General features: G+C 69.8%; 21 protein-coding genes. 14 read left to right on the top strand and 7 right to left on the bottom strand.

What is annotated here, in order from left to right; genetic code table 11:
- Positions 1–32 precede the first annotated feature (32 nt).
- Positions 33–2,537 (bottom strand): sodium-translocating pyrophosphatase, encoded by a 2,505-nt coding sequence (locus tag AC3A6Y_RS18620; protein WP_487869698.1) that lies wholly within the window; start codon positions 2,535–2,537, stop codon positions 33–35.
- A 252-nt stretch (positions 2,538–2,789) separates the two neighbouring features.
- Between AC3A6Y_RS18620 and ppa the strand changes: the two genes are divergently transcribed.
- Positions 2,790–3,320: an inorganic diphosphatase gene (ppa, locus tag AC3A6Y_RS18615; RefSeq protein ID WP_487869697.1), complete on the top strand. Its 531-nt coding sequence runs from the start codon at positions 2,790–2,792 to the stop codon at positions 3,318–3,320.
- A gap of 27 nt (positions 3,321–3,347) precedes the next feature.
- On the opposite strand, the gene AC3A6Y_RS18610 is transcribed toward ppa, so the two are convergent.
- From AC3A6Y_RS18610 to AC3A6Y_RS18595, 4 genes are all read right to left on the bottom strand, one after another.
- Entirely contained in the window at positions 3,348–4,382 is a 1,035-nt protein-coding gene (locus AC3A6Y_RS18610; protein WP_487869696.1) for an L-idonate 5-dehydrogenase, read from the bottom strand.
- A 22-nt stretch (positions 4,383–4,404) separates the two neighbouring features.
- Positions 4,405–5,211 (bottom strand): glucose 1-dehydrogenase, encoded by an 807-nt coding sequence (locus AC3A6Y_RS18605; RefSeq protein ID WP_487869695.1) that lies wholly within the window; start codon positions 5,209–5,211, stop codon positions 4,405–4,407.
- Positions 5,212–5,408: 197 nt separating this feature from the next.
- On the bottom strand, positions 5,409–6,080 hold the full coding sequence (locus tag AC3A6Y_RS18600) for an RraA family protein (RefSeq protein ID WP_487869694.1): 672 nt from the start codon (positions 6,078–6,080) through the stop codon (positions 5,409–5,411).
- Between the two features lie 38 nt (positions 6,081–6,118).
- Positions 6,119–7,327, bottom strand: coding sequence for an aspartate transaminase (locus AC3A6Y_RS18595; RefSeq protein ID WP_487869693.1), 1,209 nt, complete (start codon positions 7,325–7,327; stop codon positions 6,119–6,121).
- Positions 7,328–7,493: 166 nt separating this feature from the next.
- Here AC3A6Y_RS18595 and nac point away from each other — a divergent pair, with 166 nt between their 5' ends.
- The 12 genes from nac (at position 7,494) to AC3A6Y_RS18535 (ending at position 17,294) form a co-directional block, all read left to right on the top strand.
- The gene (gene nac, locus AC3A6Y_RS18590; RefSeq protein WP_487869692.1) at positions 7,494–8,432 is read left to right on the top strand and encodes a nitrogen assimilation transcriptional regulator NAC; all 939 of its coding nucleotides are present in this window, start codon (positions 7,494–7,496) and stop codon (positions 8,430–8,432) included.
- A 71-nt stretch (positions 8,433–8,503) separates the two neighbouring features.
- Positions 8,504–8,959, top strand: coding sequence for an acetyl-CoA carboxylase biotin carboxyl carrier protein (locus AC3A6Y_RS18585; RefSeq protein ID WP_487869691.1), 456 nt, complete (start codon positions 8,504–8,506; stop codon positions 8,957–8,959).
- Positions 8,960–8,968: 9 nt separating this feature from the next.
- Positions 8,969–10,321, top strand: a complete 1,353-nt coding sequence (accC, locus tag AC3A6Y_RS18580) for an acetyl-CoA carboxylase biotin carboxylase subunit (protein ID WP_487869690.1) — start codon at positions 8,969–8,971, stop codon at positions 10,319–10,321.
- Complete coding sequence (gene pxpB / locus AC3A6Y_RS18575; protein WP_487869689.1) at positions 10,318–11,049, top strand: 5-oxoprolinase subunit PxpB; 732 nt, start codon at positions 10,318–10,320, stop codon at positions 11,047–11,049. The genes accC and pxpB overlap by 4 nt, the downstream gene beginning before the upstream one ends.
- A complete protein-coding gene (locus AC3A6Y_RS18570) occupies positions 11,046–12,032 on the top strand; it encodes a 5-oxoprolinase subunit C family protein (protein WP_487869688.1) in 987 nt (328 codons plus the stop codon). The genes pxpB and AC3A6Y_RS18570 overlap by 4 nt, the downstream gene beginning before the upstream one ends.
- A 1-nt stretch (position 12,033) precedes the next feature.
- Complete coding sequence (locus AC3A6Y_RS18565; protein WP_487869687.1) at positions 12,034–12,444, top strand: acetyl-CoA carboxylase biotin carboxyl carrier protein; 411 nt, start codon at positions 12,034–12,036, stop codon at positions 12,442–12,444.
- A gap of 13 nt (positions 12,445–12,457) precedes the next feature.
- A complete protein-coding gene (locus tag AC3A6Y_RS18560; protein ID WP_487869686.1) occupies positions 12,458–13,225 on the top strand; it encodes a LamB/YcsF family protein in 768 nt (255 codons plus the stop codon).
- Positions 13,226–13,337: 112 nt separating this feature from the next.
- Positions 13,338–14,090, top strand: a complete 753-nt coding sequence (locus tag AC3A6Y_RS18555; RefSeq protein ID WP_487869685.1) for an SDR family oxidoreductase — start codon at positions 13,338–13,340, stop codon at positions 14,088–14,090.
- A 35-nt stretch (positions 14,091–14,125) separates the two neighbouring features.
- Positions 14,126–14,827 carry an amino acid ABC transporter permease gene (locus AC3A6Y_RS18550; RefSeq protein WP_487869684.1) on the top strand — a complete coding sequence of 234 codons (702 nt, stop codon included), beginning with the start codon at positions 14,126–14,128 and terminating at the stop codon, positions 14,825–14,827.
- Positions 14,828–14,832: 5 nt separating this feature from the next.
- Entirely contained in the window at positions 14,833–15,591 is a 759-nt protein-coding gene (locus AC3A6Y_RS18545) for an amino acid ABC transporter permease (RefSeq protein ID WP_487869683.1), read from the top strand.
- Between the two features lie 81 nt (positions 15,592–15,672).
- Positions 15,673–16,407: an amino acid ABC transporter ATP-binding protein gene (locus tag AC3A6Y_RS18540; protein ID WP_487869966.1), complete on the top strand. Its 735-nt coding sequence runs from the start codon at positions 15,673–15,675 to the stop codon at positions 16,405–16,407.
- Between the two features lie 44 nt (positions 16,408–16,451).
- Complete coding sequence (locus AC3A6Y_RS18535) at positions 16,452–17,294, top strand: ABC transporter substrate-binding protein (protein WP_487869682.1); 843 nt, start codon at positions 16,452–16,454, stop codon at positions 17,292–17,294.
- 804 nt (positions 17,295–18,098) lie between these two features.
- On the opposite strand, the gene AC3A6Y_RS18530 is transcribed toward AC3A6Y_RS18535, so the two are convergent.
- On the bottom strand, positions 18,099–19,070 hold the full coding sequence (locus AC3A6Y_RS18530) for a Bug family tripartite tricarboxylate transporter substrate binding protein (RefSeq protein ID WP_487869681.1): 972 nt from the start codon (positions 19,068–19,070) through the stop codon (positions 18,099–18,101).
- Positions 19,071–19,084: 14 nt separating this feature from the next.
- Complete coding sequence (locus AC3A6Y_RS18525) at positions 19,085–20,515, bottom strand: M20 family metallopeptidase (RefSeq protein ID WP_487869680.1); 1,431 nt, start codon at positions 20,513–20,515, stop codon at positions 19,085–19,087.
- Positions 20,516–20,630: 115 nt separating this feature from the next.
- Here AC3A6Y_RS18525 and AC3A6Y_RS18520 point away from each other — a divergent pair, with 115 nt between their 5' ends.
- Complete coding sequence (locus AC3A6Y_RS18520) at positions 20,631–21,572, top strand: LysR family transcriptional regulator (protein ID WP_487869679.1); 942 nt, start codon at positions 20,631–20,633, stop codon at positions 21,570–21,572.
- Positions 21,573–21,580 lie beyond the last annotated feature (8 nt).

The raw sequence follows: 21,580 nt of genomic DNA, 5'->3' as shown, positions 1-21,580 counted from the left end.
GCGGCGGCACGTTCGCCGCCGCGCCTCCACACTCACTGAAGCTTCACCTCGACCCGCCGCGCCTCGGCCGGCGGCCCACCGGCTTGCGCCTGGGACGGCTTGGCGAGCTCCACCTTGTCGTCCGGCACGCCTGCCATCCGGAGCGCGGCGCCGACCGCCATGGCGCGCTGCTTGGCGAGCTCTGCGTTCTTCTCGGCGTCGCCGGTGGCATCGTGGTAGCCGCTGACCAGCACGCGCCCGCCGCTCTGCTGCACGGACTTCACGATGTCGGCCAGCGCGGCGCTGGAGCCGGCCGGCACTTCGGCGCTGGCAGAGGCGAAGTAGAACTTGACCACGCCGCCATCGGTCTTGATCGAGGCGCCGGTGTCGCCGGCCGCCGCCGGCGCCGCAGCGGGTGCCGGAGCCGGCGCCGGCGCCGGAGCGACCGCCGGGGCAGGCGAGGCCGCCGGCGCGGTCATCGCGCCGGCATCGCCGGCATGGAACTTCACCACCAGCGGCACGATGAGCAGCGCCACGATGTTGATGATCTTGATCAGCGGGTTCACCGCCGGGCCGGCCGTGTCCTTGTAGGGGTCGCCCACCGTGTCGCCGGTGACGGCGGCCTTGTGCGCCTCGGAGCCCTTGCCGCCGTGGTGGCCGTCCTCGATGTACTTCTTGGCGTTGTCCCAGGCGCCGCCGCCGGTACACATCGAGATCGCCACGAACAGGCCGGTGACGATGGTGCCCATCAGCAGCCCGCCCAGCGCCTTCGGTCCCAGCAGCAGGCCGACGAGGATCGGCACCACCACCGGCAGCAGGCTGGGGATCATCATTTCCTTGATCGCGGCGCCGGTCAGCATGCTCACCGCGCGGCCGTACTCGGGCTTGCCGGTGCCTTCCATGATGCCGGGGATCTCGCGGAACTGGCGGCGCACCTCCTCCACCACCGAGCCGGCCGCGCGGCCCACGGCCTCCATCGCCATGGCGCCGAAGAGGTAGGGAATCAGGCCGCCGATGAAGAGGCCCACGATCACCATCGGCTCGCTCAGGTTGAAGCTGATGGCCTGGCCGTAGCTCTCGAGCTTGTGCGTGTAGTCGGCGAACAGCACCAGCGAAGCCAGGCCGGCCGAGCCGATGGCGTAGCCCTTGGTCACGGCCTTGGTCGTGTTGCCCACCGCGTCCAACGGGTCGGTGATGTCGCGCACGCTGGCCGGCAGTTCCGACATCTCGGCGATGCCGCCGGCGTTGTCGGTGATCGGGCCGTAGGCGTCCAGCGCCACCACGATGCCGGCCATGCTCAGCATCGCCGTGGCCGCCACCGCGATGCCGTAGAGGCCGCCGAGCATGTAGGAGGCCAGGATCGCGATGCAGACGCAGATCACCGGCCAGGCGGTGGAACGCATCGACACGCCCAGGCCCGCGATGATGTTGGTGCCGTGCCCGGTGGTCGAGGCCTGCGCGATGTGGCGCACCGGGGAATACTGCGTGCCGGTGTAGAACTCGGTGATCCACACCAGCGCGGCCGTCAGCGCCAGGCCGACGAAGCAGGCGCCGAAGAGCTTGAGCTGGCTGCCCGAGGCCGCGATCGCGTTGTCGGGAATGAGCCACTGCGTGACGAACCAGAAGGCGATCAGCGACAGGATGCCGGACACCGCCAGCCCCTTGTAGAGCGCCGGCATCACGTTGACCATGCCGGGCGAGGCGCGCACGAAGAAGCAGCCGATGATCGAGGCGATGATCGACACGGCCCCCAGCGCCAGCGGATACAGCACCGCGTTGACCGGCGCCGCCGCGACCATCAGGGCGCCCAGCACCATCGTGGCGATCAAGGTCACCGCATAGGTCTCGAACAGGTCGGCCGCCATGCCGGCGCAGTCGCCGACGTTGTCGCCCACGTTGTCGGCGATCACGGCCGGGTTGCGCGGATCGTCCTCGGGGATGCCGGCCTCGACCTTGCCCACCAGGTCGGCGCCGACGTCGGCGCCCTTGGTGAAGATGCCGCCGCCCAGCCGCGCGAAGATCGAGATCAGCGAGGAGCCGAAGGCGAAGCCGATCAGCGGATTGAGCAGGGTGGCCAGCTTGGTGTCGGGTGTCAGCTGCCCGTTGCCTGCCAGGAACCAGAAGAAGGCGGTGACGCCCAGCAGCCCCAGCCCGACCACCAGCATGCCCGTGATGGCGCCGCCGCGGAAGGCGACGTCGAGTGCCGGGCCGATGCCCTGGGTCGCGGCCTGCGCGGTGCGCACGTTGGCGCGCACCGAGACGTTCATGCCGATGAAGCCGCAGGCGCCCGAGAGCACCGCGCCGATCACGAAGCCGACCGCGGTGGTGACGTCGAGGAAGATGCCGATCAGGATCGCGAGCACGAGACCCACGACCGCGATGGTGCGGTACTGCTTGGCCAGGTACGCCGCCGCGCCGGTCTGGATCGCGGCCGCGATCTCCTGCATTCGGGCGTTGCCCGGGTCCTTCGAAAGAATCCAGCTGCGTGCCCAGAAGCCATAACCCACGGCCACGAGGCCGCAGACAATGGCGAGGACGAGTGGGGTGTTGCCGATCATGCCTTGCTTCTCCATTCGTACGTTGTGACTTGTGGAGACGAAAGCACTCGACCCTGCGCGCAACGCGTACGGGTCTGTGCTTCCGCCGCGTTGCTTCCTCGAAGCTCCGTTCCCTGGAAAAGGCGGAGCCGATTGGCCAACGGAGCCAATTTACAGGCAAAAGTCTGGTTTGGTGCGACCGGGCCGTGACACGGAAAGTAAACTGCGGGTTTGTCCGAATCCCTCTAACACCTATCCACTACAGACCGCCTTATGTCCCTCGGCCTTGTTTCCCCCGGTAAAGACGCCCCCGAAGCCTTCAACGTCGTCATCGAGATCCCGATGAACGCCGATCCGATCAAGTACGAGGTCGACAAGGAGTCCGGCGCGATCTTCGTCGACCGCTTCATGACCACGGCGATGCACTACCCGACCAACTACGGCTACGTGCCGCAGACGCTCTCGGGCGACGGCGATCCGGTGGACGTGCTGGTGATCACCCCCTGGGCGCTGGTGCCGGGCGTGGTCGTGCCCTGCCGGCCGATCGGCATCCTGATGATGGAAGACGAGGCCGGCATCGACGGCAAGGTGCTGGCCGTGCCCACCGACAAGGTGCTGCCCATCTACAGCCACTGGAAGAAGGTCGAGGACGTGAACCCGATGCGCCTGAAGGCCATCACGCACTTCTTCGAGCACTACAAGGACCTGGAGCAGGGCAAGTGGGTCAAGGTCCTGGGCTGGGAAGGCATCGATGCCGCCAAGAAGGAAATCATGGACGGCATCGCGAACTACAAGAAGCGGTGACGGGGCACCGGACCTTCGCGCCCGCGCTCAATCGAAGTTCAGTATGACCTTCATCGCCTGCGAGCGATCCGCCGCCAGCGCGAAGGCGCGCGCCGAATCGCGGTAGGACAGCGTGGCCGAGATCAGCGGCTTCACGTCGACCAGCCCCTTGTTGAGCAGCTCCACCGCGACCGCGAACTCCTCGTGGAAGCGGAAGGCGCCGCGCAGGTCGAACTCCTTGGCCACGATGGTGTTGATGGGCAGCGTCATCTCGCCGCCCAGCCCCAGTTGCACGATGATGCCGCGTGGGCGCAGCGCATCGAAGGCGCCGACCAGCGCGCGCTGATTGCCGCTGGCTTCGAACAGCACGTCGAAGCTGCCCTTGTCGGCCGAGAAGCGAGCCAGGCCCTCGGGCTCCTCCGCCACGTTCACGACCTCGTCGGCACCCACCTTGAGCGCCTTGCCCAGCGTGTGCGAGCCGACGTCGGTGGCCACGATGTGCGTGGCCCCTGCACGCCGCGCTGCGATGATCGCCAGCGCACCGATCGGCCCGCAACCGGTGACCAGCACGCGCTTGCCCAGCAGTGGCCCCGCGCGGCGCACCGCATGCAGCGCCACCGACAGCGGCTCGGCCATCGAGCCCTCGCCGTCGCTCACGCTGTCGGCCAGGCGATGCGCCTGCCAGTGCTCCACCACGATTTCCTGGCGGAAGGCGCCCTGCACGTGCGGCGTGCGCATCGCGCTGCCGTAGTAGCGCATGTCCAGGCAGTGGTTCTGCAGGCCTTGCTGGCAGTAGCGGCACAGGCCGCAGGGCCGGCTGGGGCTGATGGCGACGCGGTCGCCGGCCGCGAAGCCGCCCGCGCCGGCACCCACGGCCTCGATCATGCCGGCCACCTCGTGGCCCAGCACCATCGGTTCCTTGATGCGCACGGTGCCGAAGCCGCCGTGCTGGTAGTAGTGCAGGTCCGAGCCGCAGATGCCGCCGCAGCGCACGCGCACGCGCAGCTGGCCGGGCCCGAGCTCGGGCGTGGGGACTTCTTCGACGCGCAAGTCGCCGGGGGCGTGGATGACGAGGGCTTCCATGAGTCGTTCCTTCGATCGAGTTTCAGAGCGTTGCCGTCACGCCGCCGTCGACGTAGAGGATGTGGCCGTTGACGAAATTGGAGGCCTCGCTCGCGAGGAACACCGCCGCGCCCACCAGGTCCTCCACGTCGCCCCAGCGCCGCGACGGCGTGCGCCCGACCAGCCAGGCGGTGAACTCGGGGTTGTTCACGAGTGCATCGGTCAGCTCGGTCTTGAAGTAGCCCGGGCCCAGCCCGTTGACCTGGATGCCGTGCGGGCCCCAGTCGATCGCCATGCCCTTGGTCAGCATCTTCACCGCGCCCTTGCTGGCGGTGTAGGGCGCGATGCCGGGGCGCCCCAGCTCGCTCTGCACCGAGCAGATGTTGACGATCTTGCCGCGCTTGCGCGCGATCATGTGCTTCGCCACGGCCTTGCCGACCAGGAACACGCTGTCGAGGTTGGTCTTCATCAGCTCGTGCCACTGCGCTTCCTCGAACTGGTCGAGCGGCGCGCGCCGCTGCATGCCGGCGTTGTTGACCAGGATGTCGATGGGCCCGATCTCCGCCTCGATGCGCTCGATGGCCGGGTTCACGGCCTCGCCCGAGGTCACGTCGAAGGCGGCGGTGAAGACGGTGGCGCCTTCCTCGCGCAGCCGTGCGGCGGCCTGCTCGAGCTTGTCGGTGCTGCGCGCGTTGAGGACCACGCGCGCACCGGCGCCGGCGAGTCCGCGCGCCAGCGCATAGCCGATGCCGGCGCTGGAGCCGGTGATGAGCGCGGTGCGCCCGCTGAGGTCGAAGCTTTTCAGGACGGGGTTCAAGAGGGAGTCTCCATCAAGGGTTGAGCGCGGCATGGCCGAGCCATCGAAGTATCGCTTCGCCGTGCATCGGCGGGCCGGCGCCGGCACTCGGGATGGACTGGTGTCGGCGGCCTGCCGGCCCGCGGGCGGAAGCCGAGCGTGGCGATCAGGTTCTCGATGGTCGATGCCGGTGTCGCCGGCGACCGAGACGAGATCGCTCCGGCTCGACGCGACCGGCGCGCAGGTCCGCCTCAGTTGGCGCAGCGCGCCTCGAGCGCGTCGATGAAGGCGCGGTCCCAGCGGCCTTCCTTCATCGCCCGGATCGTCTCCGCCTCCGTCGCCAGGTGGGCGCGCGCCTTCTCGATCAGCAGCTCGGCCTCGTCGCGCGCGAAGGCCATCAGGCCGTCCTGGTCGCCGACCACGATGTCGCCGGGGTTGACGACCATGCCGCCGACCGACACCGGCACGTTGATCTCGCCCGGGCCGTCCTTGTAGGGGCCGCGATGCGTCACGCCGCGCGCATACACCGGGAACTCGCGCGCCCGGATCTCGGCCACGTCGCGGACCGCGCCGTCGATCACCACGCCCGCGACGCCGATGTGCGCCGCATAGAAGGACAGGATGCCGCCAACCACCGCGTTGGCGAGGTCGCCGCCGGCATCGACCACCAGCACGTCGCCGGGGCGGCAGAACTCGAGGGCCCGCAGGTAAGTGAGGTTGTCGCCGCCGCGCGAGCGCGCCGTGACGGCGGTGCCCGCCAGGGTCCCGGCGACGGGGCGGTGGTAGGGCAGCAGCCCCGTCGTGCCGATGTTGCGGTGCATGTTGTCGCTCAACGCCGCGACCGGGATGTCGCGAAGCGCGGCGAGGATCCTGGCGTCGACCTGGGGCGCCGAAGGGTTCTTTCGGAGGGCTTTGTAGGGCATGTCGTGCGGTCCTTGGTTGGGGCGGTGAAGGGTGGCGCTCAGCGCAGCTCGGCCACGGCGCGGGCGATGCGCGCGCAGCCTTCTTCCAGCGTCTCGACGGAAGTGGCGATGGACAGGCGGAAGTAGGGCGACAGCCCGTAGGCCGTGCCGGCCACCGTTGCGACGCCGGCGCTCTCCAGCAGGTACATCACCACGTCGCCGTCCTCGTTCAAGGTCTTGCCCGCGGGCGTGGTCTTGCCGATCAGCCCGGCGCAACGGATGTACAGATAGAAGGCGCCGGGCGGCGTGACGCAGCTCAGGCCGGGGATCGCGTTGACGAGCGCCAGCGTGCGGTCGCGCCGTTTCTTGTAGACGGCCACGCTCTCGGCCACGAAGCCCTGGTCGCCGTTGAGCGCGGCGGCCGCGCCGGCCTGGCTGATCGAGCAGCAGTTGCCGGCGGACTGCGACAGCAGCGTGTCCATGGCCGCGACCAGGTCGGCCGGCCCGGCGGCCCAGCCGATGCGCCAGCCGGTCATCGCATAGGTCTTGGAGACGCCGTTGATCGCCAGCGTGCGATCGCGCAGCGCCGGTGCGACGGCCAGCAGATGCGGCGTCGGCCGGCCGTCGAAGCGGATGTGCTCGTAGATGTCGTCCGTCATCACCAACACGTGCGGATGCCGCGCGAGCACCTCGGCCAGCGCGCGGTACTCGTCGGCCGTATAGCTCGCGCCCGTGGGATTGCTCGGCGAGTTGATCAGCAGCCAGCGCGTGCGCGGCGTGATGGCCGCTTCCAGTCGAGCCGGCGTGAGCTTGAAGCCGTCGGCCTCGGGGCAGGCGACGGTGACCGGCGTGCCTTCGCAGGCCAGCACCATGTCGGGATAGGAGACCCAGTAGGGGGCAGGAATGATGACCTCGTCGCCCGGCTCCAGCGTGATGGCCAGGGCGTTGTAGATCGCGCTCTTGGCGCCGCTGGTGACGATGATCTCGTTCATTGCATAGCGCAGGCCGTTCTCGCGCTCCAGCTTGGCGACGATGGCCTGCCGCAGCTCCACCGTGCCGGCCATCAGCGTGTAGCGCGTCGCGCCCCGGTCCATGGCCTCGGCGGCGGCGCGGCGGATGTGCGCAGGGGTGTCGAAGTCGGGCTCGCCCACCACCAGGTTGACGATCGACTTGCCCTGGCGGCGCAGTTCGTTGGCGCGGTCTGCGGCAGAGGTGCTGGGCGAAGGCTTGATGCGCCGGACGCGGGCGGCGATGCGGGAGGTGGTCACGAGTCTCTTCCTTGGATGGCGAGGATGGATGGACGCAACGGTACGCACATCGCTGGCCCGAGGCCAAGACGAGATCGCTCTGGTTCTATAGGCGCAGCTTATGGTGAGCCCGGGTACGCTCGCGCGAGGTGCGGTGCTAGGCTCAGCTTTTGCTTGGAGACAAGGCGTGAACCTCCGGCGCCTCAAATACTTCGTGAAGATCGTGGACATCGGCAGCCTGACGCAGGCGGCCGAAGTGCTCTTCATTGCCCAGCCCGCACTGAGCCAGCAGCTCGCCACGCTCGAAGGCGAGGTGCGCCAGCAACTGCTGGTGCGCACCAAGCGCGGCGTCACGCCCACAGAAGCCGGCAAGGTGCTGTACCGCCATGCGCAGATCATCCTGCGCCAGTGCGAGCAGGCCCGGGTCGACATGGAAGCGGCCGGTGCCGGCCTCTCCGGCCAGGTGTCGGTGGGCCTCGCGCCCGGCACGGCGGCCTCGGCGCTGTCGCTGCCGCTCTTGCGCACCGTGCGCGCCCGCCATCCGGGCATCCTGCTCTACCTCAACGAGAACTACGGCACGACGCTGAGCGAGCTGATCATGAACGGCCGCATGGACCTGGCCGTGCTGTACGGCGACAAGGCCATCCATGGCCTGACCTTCCTGCCCCTGCTCAAGGAGGCGCTGTTCCTGGTGGGGCCGGCCTCGATGCCCGCGCCCGCCCAGCCCTTGAAGCTCGCCGACCTGCGCGAGATCGAGCTCTTTCTTCCGCGGCCCTACAACGTGGTGCGCAAGCTGGTCGATGCCGCCTTTCAGCGTGCCGGCATGGTGCCGCGCGTGGCGGCCGAGATCGAATCGGCCTTCACGCTGACGGCCGCCGTCGCCGATGGTCTGGGCGCGACCGTCCTGCCGGCCTCGATGGCGCGCGAGGTGGCGGCCTCCTGCGGCGCCTGGCAGTTCCAGATCGTCGATCCGGTGATCGAGGCGCCGCTGGCGCTGTGCCAGTCGGACCACCTGCCGCTGTCCGAGCCCGCGCAGGCGGTGAAGGACATCCTGCTCGAGCTGGTGACCGACCTCGCCGCCCACGTCGCCGCGACGCCCGAACCCGAGCTCAGCGCCTTGTCATAAGCCGCCCTTATCGCGGCACAGCCAAACCGTCTTGGGCTTTGCGGCCGCGCGCCGCTACTGTTCATGCCAGCATGAATCAGGAACAGATCAAGACGCTCATCGACGCACTGGCTGCATCGGAGCTTGCCGAACTGGAGTTCAGCGAGAACGGCTCCACGCTGCGGCTGGTGAAGCAGGCGGCGCTGGCGGCGGGGTCGCGGCGCGCCGGCGTCGTGGGGCTGCAGCAGGCGCGCGTGCCGGCGGCGGAGCGGCTCGCGCCGCAACCGGCGCAAGCGCCCGCGCCCGCCGCCACCGAATGCCCGGCGCCACTGTACGGCGTGGTGCATCTGCAGCCGACGCCCGACGAGCCGGCCTTCGTGCAGGCCGGGCAAGCGATCCGGGCCGGCCAGGTCCTGTGCGTGATCGAGGCCATGAAGGTCTTCAACGAGGTGCGCGCCGAACGCGACGCCACCTTGCAGGCGGTGCTGGTGCGTTCGGGGCAGGAGGTCGAAGCCGGCCAGCCCCTGTTCCGCTTCGATGCCGAATAGGAGCGCGACATGTTCGACAGCGTACTCATCGCCAACCGGGGAGAGATCGCGCTGCGCATCCAGCGCGCCTGCCGCGGGCTCGGGCTCCGGACCGTGGTGGTGTACTCCGAGGCCGACCGCGAGGCGAGCTACGTCGCGCAGGCCGACCAGGCCCTGTGCATCGGCCCGGCCGCGCCGGGGCACAGCTACCTGAACCAGTCCGCAGTCCTGTTCGCCGCCGAAGTCAGCGGCGCGCAGGCCATCCATCCGGGCTACGGCTTCCTGTCGGAGAACGCGGGCTTTGCCGAGCGCGTCGAGCAGGCCGGCCTGGTCTTCATTGGTCCGAGTGCCGCCTGCATCCGTACCATGGGCGACAAGGTGGCGGCCAAGCGCGCGATGCGCCGGGCCGGCGTGCCCTGCGTGCCCGGCCCCGACGGCAGCCTGCCGGAGGACCCGGCCGAGATTCTCGCCCTGGCGCGCGAGATCGGCTTCCCGGTGATCGTCAAGGCCGCGGGCGGCGGCGGCGGCCGCGGCATGCGCGTGGTACACGACGAGGCCGCGCTGCCGGAGGTCATGTCGCTCACCCGCGAGGAGGCGCGCCGCGCCTTCGGCAACCCCGAGGTCTACATCGAGAAGTTCCTGCTGCATCCGCGCCATGTCGAGATCCAGGTGCTGGCCGACAGCCATGGCCACGCGATCTGGCTCGGCAGCCGCGACTGCTCGCTGCAGCGCCGCCACCAGAAGGTGATCGAGGAGGCGCCGGCCATCGGCATCGACGAGGCACTGCTGGCCGAAGTCGGCGAGCGCTGCGCCGCGGCCTGCCGGCAGATCGGCTACTGCGGCGTCGGCACCTTCGAGTTCCTGTACGAGCAGGGCGCCTTCTACTTCATCGAGATGAACACCCGCCTGCAGGTGGAGCATCCCGTGACCGAGATGACCTCCGGCATCGACATCGTGCAGCAGCAGCTGCGCGTGGCGCGTGGCGAGCGCCTGGGCTTGACGCAGCCCGACGTGCGCTGCGAGGGCCATGCGATCGAGTGCCGCATCAACGCGGAGGACCCCGACACCTTCGTGCCCTCGCCGGGGCGCATCGGCGGCTGGCAGCTGCCGGGCGGCTTCGGCGTGCGGGTGGACTCGCACGCGAGCGCCGGCTACCGCGTGCCGCCGTACTACGACTCGATGATCGCCAAGCTGATCGTGCAGGGGCGCACGCGCGAGGACGCGCTGGACCGCATGCGCCTGGCGCTCGCCGAGATGCGCGTCGAGGGCATCTCGACCAACGTGCCGCTGCACCGCGAGATCCTGCGCGATGCGGGCTTCGCCGCCGGCGGCGTGGACATCCACCACCTCGAGCGCTGGCTGCGGCAAAGGAGGGGCTCATGAGCTTCCGCCCGGCCGCTCCGAAGGTGGCTGGTACCGCAGCCGCAGGCGAAGGTACTTCCCCGATCGTGCCGACCGCATCCGTCAGCCTGCTCGGCACCACGGCGCTGCTCTTCGAGGCGCCGGGCGAGCTCGCGCTGTCCTCGCAGCAGCGCATCTGGGCCCTGGCGCGCGAGGCGCAGGCCTGGCCGGAAGTGCGCGAGGCGGTGCCGGGCATGAACAACCTCATGCTCACCTTCGAGCGGCTGCCGCGCAGCGCCGCGGCGCTCGATGCGCTGGAGGCCCGGCTCCAGGCGGCCTGGGAGGCTGCGGCGCCGCTGCCGCTGGAAGGCCGCGTGGTCGAGCTGCCGGTGGTCTACGGCGGCGAGGGCGGCCCGCACATGGCCGACGTGGTGGCGCACACCGGGCTCAGCGTGGACGAGATCGTCGAGTTGCACAGCACGCCGGTCTATCCGGTGTATGCGCTCGGCAGCCATCCGGGCTACTGCTACCTGGGCGGCATGGACCCGCGCATCGCCACGCCGCGGCGCAAGGTGCCGGTGCTGAGCATTCCGGGCGGCGCGGTGTCGATCGGCGGGGCGCAAACCGGCGTGTCGGCCTCGGCCGGCCCGAGCGGCTGGAACACGATCGGCAGCACCGCCATGTCTTTCTTCGATCCGTCGCAGGACCCGCCGGCGAGGCTGCAGCCGGGCGACATGATCCGCTTCCGGGTCCAGGGGGTGATCCGATGATCGAAGTGCTCTCTTCCGCCGCGCTGGCCACCGTGCAGGACAGGGGGCGCACCGGCAGCCTGCGCTGGGGCGTGGGCACCGCCGGTGCCATGGACAACCTGGCGCTGGCGGCCGGCAACCTGCTGCTGGGCAACGACGCCGATGCGGCGGCGATCGAGGTGCCGGTGTTTCCCTTCAGGCTGCGCTTCGATCAGGACTGCGCCTTCGCGCTGACCGGTGCCGACTGTGCGGCGCGGCTGGACGACGCGCCGCTGCTGCCCTGGTGGGCGCACCAGGCGCGCGCCGGGCAGACGCTCACGCTGGGCCTGCCGCAGGGCGGCCGGCACCGCGGCAGCCGCGCCGTGCTGTGCCTGGCCGGCGGCGTGGACGTGCCCGAGGTGCTGGGCTCGCGCAGCACGCAGCTGCGCGGCGCCTTCGGCGGCCACGAGGGCCGCGCGCTGCGCCGCGGCGATGTGCTTCGCGCAGTGGGCGAGGGGCAGTCATGCCGGACCGGCTTCGGCCTGGTGCCACCGGCATTGAGCCTGCCGCTGCAGGTGGACGGCCTGCCCGCGGTGCGGGTGCTGCCCGCCGCCGAGTACCTGGGCTTCGAGGAAGCTTCGCGCGCCGCCTTCTGGGCCGGCGAATGGAAGATCACGGCGCAGAGCGACCGCTACGGCTATCGCCTCGACGGCGAGGCGCTGCGGCCGATCGCGCCGATGGAAATTCGCTCGCACGGCATCGTGCCCGGCGTGATCCAGGTGCCGCACAGCGGGCAGCCCATCCTCCAGATGCGCGATGCCCAGCCCTCGGGCGGCTACCCCAAGTTCGGCACCGTGATCGAGGCCGACCTCTGGCGCCTGGGCCAGGCGCCGATCGGCAGCCGCATCCGCTTCATCGAATGCAGCTGGGACGAGGCCGTGGCCGCGCAGGACGAGGTCCAGGCCTGGCTCGACAGGGTGCGGCGCATGGTGGACCTCCACCGCAGCGCGCCGCGGATGAACTGAAATGAAAAGCCCCGCACAAGTCCAGGAGCTCGCCGCATGGCTGGCTGCCACCGACATCGGCCTGCTGGAGCTGCGCACGCCCGATGGGGTATTGCGCCTGGGGCGCGGGCCGGCGGGCGGGATCGAGACGCTCGATGCGCAGGACGAGGGCGCGCCGCAGGCACCTGCGGCCCTCGTCGCCGTTGCGCCCGGCGTGGGCGTCTTCCTGCACGCGCATCCGCTGCGTGGCGCGCCGCCGGCGTGCCTGGGCGAGCGCGTGTCCGCGGGGCAGCCCGTGGGCCTGATGCAGGTCGGCCCGCTGCTGCTGCCGGTGCAGGCACCGCGGGCCGGCGTGCCGATCGCCTTCCTGGTGCCCGAAGGCCGGGCGGTGGGCTGGGGCACGCCGCTGGTCGAACTGCAAGCCGACGAATGAGGAGCACATCGCGATGGACATCGATCTGAACGCCGACCTGGGCGAGGGCTTCGGCCCCTGGCGCATGGGCGAGGACGAGGCGCTCCTGGACATCGTGTCCTCCGCCAACGTGGCCTGCGGCTTCCATGCCGGCGATCCGGTCATCATGGACCGCACGGTGCGCAGGGCCCGCGAGCGCGGCGTGGACGTGGGGGCGCATGTGGGTTTTCCCGACCTGCTGGGCTTCGGGCGCCGCCCGATGCAGATCGACGTCGCGGAGCTCGCCACCTACGTGACCTACCAGCTCGGCGCGCTGGCGGGCATGGCGCGCTCGGCCGGCCACCGCATGACGCACATGAGCTTCCATGGCGCGCTGGGCAACATGGCGGCCGCCGATGCGGCGCTCGCAGGCCCGCTGGTGCGCGCGGTGGCTGACTTCGACCCCGGCCTCATCATCAGCTCCTCCGCCAGCCGCGCCATCGAAGGCGCAGCCGAGCGCTGCGGGCTGCGCGTGGCGCGCACCTTCCTGGCCGACCGCGCCTGCGACGACGAGGGCCTGCTGGTGCCACGCAAGCTGCCCGGCGCCGTCATCCACGAGCCCGAGGCCGTGCTGGCGCGCGTGCGCCAGCTGCTGGAAGAGGGCACGGTCACCAGCCACGGCGGCCGCCCGGTCCCGATGAGCGTCCGCTCCATCCTCGTGCACGGCGATACGCCGGGGGCCGTGGAGCTGGCGCGGGCCGTCCGCGGCGTGGTCGAGGCCGCAGGGCGCGTGCTGCCGATCTCGCGGCAGATGGCGCCCTGAAGCCGCGCGGCCGGGCGACATAAGGACGGCTTATCTCTACACAGCCATTCCGTCTTGGCGCCGCACGGCCCCGCTCTATACAGTGAATTCGTCCCAACGAAAGAAGCCAAAGATGCCTTTCTCCGACTACAAGACCGCGCTGGTGACGGGAGCCTCCTCGGGCATCGGCGCCGCGGTCGTCGAGCGCCTCTGCAAGGAGGGCCTGCAGGTCCACGCGCTCGCACGCAGTGCCGACAAGCTGGCCGAGCTGTCCGCGCGCACGGGCTGCGTCCCGCACGCGATCGACGTGAGCGATCTCGAAAGCGTCACCCGCCTCGCGCGGGAGATCCCCTTCGACGTGCTGGTCAACAACGCCGGCGTCGACCGGCCCGGCTCGATCCTGAAGGCCGACGCCGAAGGCATCGACCTGCTGGTCGACGTGAACCTGCGCGCCGTGCTGCACCTGTGCCGGCTGGTCGTGCCGGGCATGGCCGAGCGCGACCGCGGCCACGTGGTCAACATCAGCTCGATCGCCGCGGCCTACAACTTCGGCGGCAACAGCACCTACCACGCGACCAAGGCGGCGGTGAGCATGCTGTCGCGCCAGCTGCGCATCGATGTCTTCGGCCGGCGCGTGCGCGTCACCGAGATCTGCCCGGGGCGGGTGGCCACCGACATCTTCGCGCACGTGCATGGCAACGCGGAGGAAATGCACAAGCGCTTCATCGAGGGCTTCGAGCTGCCCCGGGCCGAGGACATCGCCGACGCCATCGCCTTCGCCATCGCCGCGCCGATCGCGGTGAACGTGGGGCACATGGAGATCACGCCGACGCTGCAGGTGCCCGGCGGTCTCTCCACCACCCGGCCGGAAACGCCCCGCGGCTGAGCGGCCTCCGCCACGCGACGCGCAAAGGAACTGGCATGAAGGACTTCGACCTGCTGGCCGTCCTGCTGAAGCCGGAATTCGCAGCCATGCTGCTGCACGGCGTGGAGATGACGCTGAAGATCGCGGCCGGCTCCTGGTTGCTCGCGATGAGCCTGGCCCTCGTGCTGCTCACCGTGCGCCTCACGCCGAGCCGCATCGCCGAGCGCGCGGTCGCGGCCTACGTCTCCTACCACCGCAACGTGCCGACGCTGGTGCAGCTGATGCTTTGGTACTTCGGCATCTTCAGCCTGCTGCCGCAGTTCCTGCAGGGCTGGCTGTCCGAGCACAACGCGGAGGCCATCCTCTCGATCGTCGCGCTCGGCCTGTGCCAGGCCGCCTACTTCAGCGAGGACATGCGCTCGGGCCTGCGCTCCATCCCGGCCGGCCAGGCCGAGGCCGCGCGGGCGCTGGGTCACAGCTACATCGGCTCGATGCGGCATGTCATGCTGCCACAGGCCATCCGCAACGCCATCCCCGCGCTGGTCAACCACAGCGTGTCGCTCTTCAAGAACAGCAGCCTGGCCATGGCCATCGGCGTGGCCGAGCTGACGCACGCCGTCAAGGAAGTGGAGAGCCAGAGCTTCCGCGCCTTCGAGGCCTACAGCGTCGCGACGGTGCTCTACCTCGGCTTCTCGCTGTTCATCATGGCCGCGGGCGGCTGGGTGGCGCGGCACTACCGCATCGCCGGGGCGAGGTGAGCGCGATGTTCGGCGTCTTCGAGATCCTCCGCGACAACTGGCTGCTGCTGCTCATCGGCCAGTACCCCAACGGGCCCATGGGCGGCATCGTCGCCACGCTCATCCTGTCGGTGCTGGGTATCGTGCTGGCCTTCCCGCTGTCGGTGCTGATGGCGCTGGCCAGGCTGTCGCCGTGGAAGGTGCTGCGCTGGCCGGCGACGGTGCTGGTCTACGTGGTGCGCGGCGTGCCGCTGCTGATGGTCATCTTGTGGGTCTACTTCCTGGTGCCGCTCCTGATCGGCCGCGAGATCTCGGGCTTCACGACCATGCTGTGCACGCTGGTGATCTACGAGGGTGCCTACCTGTCGGAGGTGGTGCGCGCCGGCATCCTCGCGTTGCCCAAGGGGCAGACCGAGGCGGCGCGTGCGCTCGGCCACAGCCACCTCGGGACCATGTGGTACGTGATCCTGCCGCAGGCGCTCTACAACATGCTGCCGAGCATGCTGAGCCAGTTCATCTCCACGATCAAGGAGACGACGCTGGGCTACGTGATCAACGTCAACGAGCTCACCTTCGCGGCCAACCAGATCAACAACCAGCTGCTGACCAAGCCCTTCCAGGTGTTCTTCATCCTGGCGATGACCTACTACGTGGTGTGCTTCAGTCTCACGCAGCTGGCGCAATGGCTGGAGCGGCGCATTGCCTGCAAGCGGCTCGGCGTCGCGCCGGCCGCGGTCGCCGAAGGCGGCGGATCGCTGCCGCCGCCGGTGGCGGCCAATCCCTGAAGAAGCCGCGCACGACGGCCGACGACATCACAAGGAGACAAGACCATGCCCACCCCGACGACGAACGCCGAGGACGTTCCCATGATCCTGTTTGCCAACATCAACAAGTGGTACGGCGACTACCAGGCGCTGGCCGACGTCAACGCCGAAGTGCGCAAGGGCGAGGTGGTCGTGGTCTGCGGGCCTTCGGGCTCGGGCAAGTCGACGCTGATCCGCACCGTCAACCGCCTCGAGGAAGTCAAGTCGGGCCAGCTGCTCTTCGACGGCCACGACATCCACGCGCCGATGAGCAGCGCGGCGCTCAACAAGCTGCGCAGCCGCATCGGCTTCGTGTTCCAGAGCTTCAACCTGTTCCCGCATCTGTCGGTGCTGGAGAACATCATGCTCTCGCCGATGCGGGTGCTGGGCGTCAAGCGCGCCGCCGCGAAGACGAAGGCGATGCAGTTGCTGGAGCGCGTGGGCCTGGCCGCCAAGGCCGGCGCGTATCCGGCGCAGCTCTCGGGCGGGCAGCAGCAGCGGGTGGCGATCGCTCGGGCCCTGGCCATGGAGCCGCCGGCCATGTTGTTCGACGAGCCGACCAGCGCGCTCGACCCCGAGATGGTGGGCGAGGTCCTGCAGGTGATGCGGGGCCTGGCCAACGACGGCATGACCATGATGTGCGTCACGCACGAGATGAATTTCGCCCGCGAGGTCGCAGACCGCGTCTGGTTCATGGACGCGGGCCGCATCCTCGAGAAGGCCGAGCCGGCCGCCTTCTTCAGCAGCCCGCAGCATCCCCGGGCGCAGCGCTTCCTGTCCGACCTGCGCGCGCATTGAAGCCGGCCACCCCTTTTCCAACAGCACCTCACCAGGAGTTCATCATGTCGAAGAAGACCGTGTTCCGTCTCGCCGCCATCGGTGGCGGCCTTGCCGCCCTGTCCCTGCTGGCCCATGCGGACCAGTGGGACGAGATCCAGCAGCGCAAGGAGCTCAAGTGCGGCACCTTCGCCGACGTGCCGCCCTTCGCGGCGCCCGATCCCAAGACGCGCGAGATGGTGGGCCACGACATCGATCTGTGCAACGCGCTGGCCAGGCAGCTGGGCCTCGCGGCCAAGGTCACGCCGCTGTCGGTCGAAGCACGCGTGCCCGAAGTCAAGCTCGGCCGTGTGGACGTGACGGTGGCGAACCTGGCCTACACCAAGAGCCGTGGCGAGCAGATCCAGTTCAGCGATCCCTACTACGTGGCCAAGGAGATGCTGGCCGTCAAGGCGTCCGATCCCGGCAACTCGAAGGCAGACTTCAAGGGCAAGCGCTTGAGCTCCACCAAGGGCTCGACCTCGGAACTGTCGATCAAGATGAACGGGTCCGAGCCCGTGACGTTCCAAGACACCGGCTCCGCCTTCATGGCGGTGCAGCAGAACAAGTCGGTGGGAATGGTGGCCAACACGATGACCATCACCAAGCTGGTCAACCAGTCGAAGACGTCGGGCGTCGAGCTCAAGATGATCAAGGAGCCGATGGTGTTCCAGCCTGTCGGCGTGGGCATGAAGAAGGACGAGCCCGTGCTGTTGGCCAAGGTGAATTCGGCCCTCTACGCCCTGGAGAAGTCAGGGGAACTCGACCGCATCTGGGCCAAGTGGCTGGGGCCGAATACCGAATACAAGATGACGCGCGACGAGAAGGTGATGCCGTTGTCGGAGCTGAAGTTCGAGTTGCTGCCTTGATGTTGCGGATTGCCCCTTTGTTCTTTTTCGGCAATCTCGTGGGGGGCGCGGGGGCGCGGGGCGGTAGGGGCTGTGCGCGCCGCGGAAGGCGGTCTGCGGTCCGGGCTCATACTGGGGCGGTCGTCGCTTCGCGCCGACTCCGCTGCGGTGCTCGTCTGGGGGCGGCGCCGCGGAACTCGCGACGTTCACTGCGTTCACTCTGCTCAAACAGCCGCGGCGAGCTAGACAACGAAGCGCGCCTGTCCTTCGGCAGGCGCGCCCGCCCCCAGACTGCGCTCCTCGCCGCCCCAGAAATCGCCCGGCCCGCAGACCACCTTCCGCGGAGGACACGTTGGGGGTGATCTGAAACCAACCCCAACCCCAACCCCAACCCCGACACGAGACCGACACCACACCGCCTTCGGCTCTACGCATCGAGTGTTGCGAAGCATGGGATAGCGGCATGACTTATCCGGCGGTCGGGTCGGCTTTGGGGCTTCGAGATACCGGCACAACGTGTCCAGCAAAGGTGCCCGCGGGTGCGCTGCGGCGCGCCTCTGTGGCGCCGAGGAGCGGAGCGTCGCCGGCCGCACGCCTGCCGAAGGACAGGCGTGCTTCGTGGACTGACTTGCCGCAGCTGTTTGAGCAGAGTGAACGAAGTGAACGTCGCGAGTTCTGCGGCAGGCCGGCGACGCGAGCACCGCAGGGGAGTCGGCGCGAAGCGACGACCGCCACAGTGGCGCGCCGCAGCGGACCCGCGGGCGCCTTTGCTGCGCGCACGCCCCTGAGCGCTCCTAGATCTTTCTGATCGAGCGTTGGTACCAGTCACTCAGCCGCAATACCCGCACGATGAGCCAGCGCCCGGTAGCGCGAGATCTCCGCTTCCATCACGCTGCGAAACGGCGCCGCACCGATCATCACCGGCTCCATGCCCTGTGCGCGGAACTGGTCCTGCAGTGCCTTGTCTGCCATTGCAGCACCGACTGCAGCCGTGAGCTTCTGCAGCACCGGCGCCGGCGTGCCCGCAGGCGCAGCCAGCCCGTACCAGGCATCGAAGGTGGCGTCCGGGAGCTTCAGCTCGGTCATTGTCGGCACCTCCGGCAGCATGCTGGAGCGCGTCGTGCCCACGATGGCCAGGGCGCGCAGCTTGCCGGCGCGCACGTGGGGCGCGACCGCGGCCACGGTATCGATGCCCATCTCGATCTCGCCGCCGATCAGGGCGACCGTGCCCTGGCTGCTGCCCTTGTAGGGCACGTCCTGGAGCTTCACGCCGGCCGCCATCGCGAACAGCTCGCCCGCCAGGTGCGGGCCCGAGCCGCTGCCGAAGGTGACGTAGCGGATGCCCTGCGGCTTGGCCTTGGCTGCCGCGGCCAGCTCGGCCACGCTGCGCCAAGGCGAGCTGGCGTTGACCACCAGCGCCAGCGGCGCCTTGGCGACGATCGCCACGGGCGACAGGTCCTTCAGCGGGTCGTAGGGCAGACGGGCGCGCAGCGCCGCGTTCACGCTGTAGGTGGAAGAGCCCGAGACCAGCAGCGTGTAGCCGTCCGGCAGTGCCTTGGCTACCGCGTCGGCGCCGATGAGGGTGGCAGCGCCGGGCTTGTTGTCGATCACCACCGGCTGGGCCAGCCGCTCGGCCAGCTTCTGGCCCAGGCCACGCGCCACGATGTCGGTGCCGCCGCCGGGCGGAAAAGGGACGACCAGCTTGACGGCCTTGGCGGGCCAGGCATCGTCGGCCTGTACGAGGCAGGTGGCCGAGAGGAGGGCGACGGCGGCAAGGGCGTGGGCGAAGGGCTTCATGCGGTGAGTGGCTTTCAGGAACGGGAAGAGGTGGGTGCGGTGGAGGAAGCGGCATGCCACGGCGTATGCGCCGTCGCTTCGCCGAGGTCCCAGTAGAGGCCGGCCATGATCTGCAGACCCTCGCGCGCCAAAGGCGCCAGCAGGTGTTCGGTGGGCGCATGCTGCGCGCAGGCCGGGTACGAGTGCGGCACCCACAGCGTGGGCAGGCCCAGCAGGTCGGCGAAGACGTCGTTCGGCAGCGAGCCGGCCAGGTTCGGCAGCAGGTCGGGACGCTGGCCGGCGCTGGCCTCGATGGAGCGTCGAGCCCAGCTCACCCAGGGATTGGCCAGGTCCAGGCGCGTCGCCGCGCCTTCGAGCGTGACCTGGACCTCGACCTGCTCGAAACCGCGCGCGTCGAGATGGGCTCTGACGATCGCCGCGAGTTCTCGCCACGGCGTGCCCACCACGAAGCGCAGCTGGCAATGCGCCGCCGCTTCGCCCGGTATCGCATTCACCGGACGCTGCGGCGAGCCCGCGCCGAGGGCGAGCACCTCGATCGTGTTCCAGGCCATCAGGCGCTCGGCGGGACTCAAACCGGGCTCGCCCCAGTTTTCGTCCAGCGCCGGATCGTCGGCGCCGCCGCCGATCGCGATGTCGGCCAGGGCCTCGCGCACCGAAGCCGGGATGCCCTGTGGCCGAAGCGCTTCCACCAGGACGCGGCCCTTCGCATCCACCAGCGAAGCCACCGCATGGCTCAGCACCGTCGCCGGGTTCGCGAGCACGCCTCCCCAGTTGCCCGAGTGATAGCCGCGCGGCCGTGCGCGCAGCCGCAGGCTGAAGTTGACCGCGCCGCGCGAGCCGAGGAAGAGGGTGGGCCGCTGCGCACTCACACGCGGCCCGTCGCAGGCGATCAGCAGGTCGGCGCGCAGCTTGCCGGCCTGTTGCGCGCAGAGCTCGTGCAGGCCGGGCGATGCCGCTTCCTCGCCCATCTCGAGCAGCAGCGTCACGTTGTAGCCCAGCCGGCCGCCGCGGGCGCGGATCACTTCCGCCAGCGCGCCGAGGCTGATGCTGTGCTGTCCCTTGTTGTCGGCGGTGCCGCGGCCGTACCAGCGCTCGCCTTCGACCGTGAGCGTCCAGGGCGCCAGGCCCTCGCGCCATTGCGCATCCTGGCCGCTCACCACGTCGCCGTGGCCATAGCTCAGCACCGTGGGAAGCCCGTCGCCTTCGACGCGGCGCGCGATCAGGAAAGGGCCGCCGCCGGGCACCGGGTTGTCGATCACCTCGCACTCGAAGCCGAGCGGCGTGAGCGCCGGCGTCATTTCCTCGCGCAGATAGGCGCCGAGCGCGGGCGGTGCGGTGCCGGTGTCGCTCTCGGTCCGGAAGGCAATGCGCCGCTGCAGGTCGGCGAGGAAGCGGCCGTCGTCGAAATAGGCGGCAGCCGCGCAGAGGCAGTCGTGGCGTTGCATGCGGTCTCGTGTTCGGGTGATGACAGGGTTGCAAGTAAAAGGCCGGATGGCCGTTGCGGGAATAACCGATTTCGCAAGCTACCATTGCCTTCAAGGCAACGCTGGCATCGACCCCATGGCCACCTCCATCCTCAGCATCCCGATGCGCTACTTCATGGAAGTGGCGACCCGCGGTTCGGTCAGCCAGGCGGCGGCGCGGCTCTATGTCGCTCCCTCGGCGGTCAGCAGGCAGATCGCCAAGCTGGAGGATTCGCTCCAGACCCCGCTGTTCGAGCGCAGGGCGCGAGGCATGACGTTGACGCAGGCCGGCGAACGCCTGGCCGCGCATCTGCGCACGACGCAGGCGGACACCGAGCAGGTGATCGAGCAAGTGCGCGGCATCGGCGGCCGCGAGGCGGGCCGCGTGCGCGTGGCCTGCACCGAGGGCTTTGCCGTGGGCTTCATGCCGGAGGTGATGCGCAACTTGCGCTCGGCGCATGCGCAAAGCCGGATGCAGCTGCACGTCGGCGCGCCGGACGAGGTCAGCGCGCTGCTGGCGCGCGGCGATGCGGACATCGCGCTCAAGTACGCGGTCGCGCCCGAGCCGGGCTGCCGCATCGAGCACTCGGCGCCGGCGCCGGTGTACGCGCTGATGGCGCCCGACCATCCGCTGGCGAGGCAGCGCGCGGTCAACGTGGCGGCGGTGGTGGGCTATCCGCTGGCGGTGGGCAGCCGCGGCGTCACGGCGCGCCAGCTCTTCGACCTGAGCTGCAGCGTGCAGGGGCTCGGCTACGAGCCCGCCTTCGTCAGCAACTTTTCCTCGGTACTGCTGCCGCTGGTGCGCACGCCCGAGATCGTGCTGGCCGGGCTGCTGACGGCCGTGCACCTGATCGAGAACGGCACGCTGGTGGCGCGGCCCTTCGTGGAGGCGCAGATGCAGCAGCGCCGCCTGCAGGTGCTGTCGCTGGAGGGGCGCACGCTCTCGCCGCTGTCGCGTGCGCTGGTGCAGCAACTGGTCGACGCCATCGGCAGCGGGGGCAGGCGCAAGCTGGGGCGTGCTCGCGCGTCCCGCACCTGAGCCATTCG

Source organism: Variovorax sp. Soil_C_17 (assembly GCF_057657265.1).
Note: the sequence above shows the minus strand (reverse complement) of the source record. Positions and strands in the feature narration are given on the sequence as shown.

Coding starts and splice junctions, on each gene's coding strand:
- AC3A6Y_RS18600 (WP_487869694.1), bottom strand. CDS start 6,080: ATGCCCTACAAAGCCCTCCGAAAGAACCCTTCGGCGCCCCAGGTCGAC.
- AC3A6Y_RS18565 (WP_487869687.1), top strand. CDS start 12,034: ATGAAAAGCCCCGCACAAGTCCAGGAGCTCGCCGCATGGCTGGCTGCC.
- AC3A6Y_RS18525 (WP_487869680.1), bottom strand. CDS start 20,515: ATGCAACGCCACGACTGCCTCTGCGCGGCTGCCGCCTATTTCGACGAC.
- AC3A6Y_RS18585 (WP_487869691.1), top strand. CDS start 8,504: ATGAATCAGGAACAGATCAAGACGCTCATCGACGCACTGGCTGCATCG.
- accC (WP_487869690.1), top strand. CDS start 8,969: ATGTTCGACAGCGTACTCATCGCCAACCGGGGAGAGATCGCGCTGCGC.
- AC3A6Y_RS18520 (WP_487869679.1), top strand. CDS start 20,631: ATGGCCACCTCCATCCTCAGCATCCCGATGCGCTACTTCATGGAAGTG.
- AC3A6Y_RS18610 (WP_487869696.1), bottom strand. CDS start 4,382: ATGGAAGCCCTCGTCATCCACGCCCCCGGCGACTTGCGCGTCGAAGAA.
- AC3A6Y_RS18550 (WP_487869684.1), top strand. CDS start 14,126: ATGAAGGACTTCGACCTGCTGGCCGTCCTGCTGAAGCCGGAATTCGCA.
- AC3A6Y_RS18560 (WP_487869686.1), top strand. CDS start 12,458: ATGGACATCGATCTGAACGCCGACCTGGGCGAGGGCTTCGGCCCCTGG.
- pxpB (WP_487869689.1), top strand. CDS start 10,318: ATGAGCTTCCGCCCGGCCGCTCCGAAGGTGGCTGGTACCGCAGCCGCA.
- AC3A6Y_RS18555 (WP_487869685.1), top strand. CDS start 13,338: ATGCCTTTCTCCGACTACAAGACCGCGCTGGTGACGGGAGCCTCCTCG.
- AC3A6Y_RS18540 (WP_487869966.1), top strand. CDS start 15,673: ATGATCCTGTTTGCCAACATCAACAAGTGGTACGGCGACTACCAGGCG.
- ppa (WP_487869697.1), top strand. CDS start 2,790: ATGTCCCTCGGCCTTGTTTCCCCCGGTAAAGACGCCCCCGAAGCCTTC.
- AC3A6Y_RS18530 (WP_487869681.1), bottom strand. CDS start 19,070: ATGAAGCCCTTCGCCCACGCCCTTGCCGCCGTCGCCCTCCTCTCGGCC.
- AC3A6Y_RS18605 (WP_487869695.1), bottom strand. CDS start 5,211: ATGCCGCGCTCAACCCTTGATGGAGACTCCCTCTTGAACCCCGTCCTG.
- AC3A6Y_RS18535 (WP_487869682.1), top strand. CDS start 16,452: ATGTCGAAGAAGACCGTGTTCCGTCTCGCCGCCATCGGTGGCGGCCTT.
- AC3A6Y_RS18545 (WP_487869683.1), top strand. CDS start 14,833: ATGTTCGGCGTCTTCGAGATCCTCCGCGACAACTGGCTGCTGCTGCTC.
- AC3A6Y_RS18620 (WP_487869698.1), bottom strand. CDS start 2,537: ATGATCGGCAACACCCCACTCGTCCTCGCCATTGTCTGCGGCCTCGTG.
- AC3A6Y_RS18570 (WP_487869688.1), top strand. CDS start 11,046: ATGATCGAAGTGCTCTCTTCCGCCGCGCTGGCCACCGTGCAGGACAGG.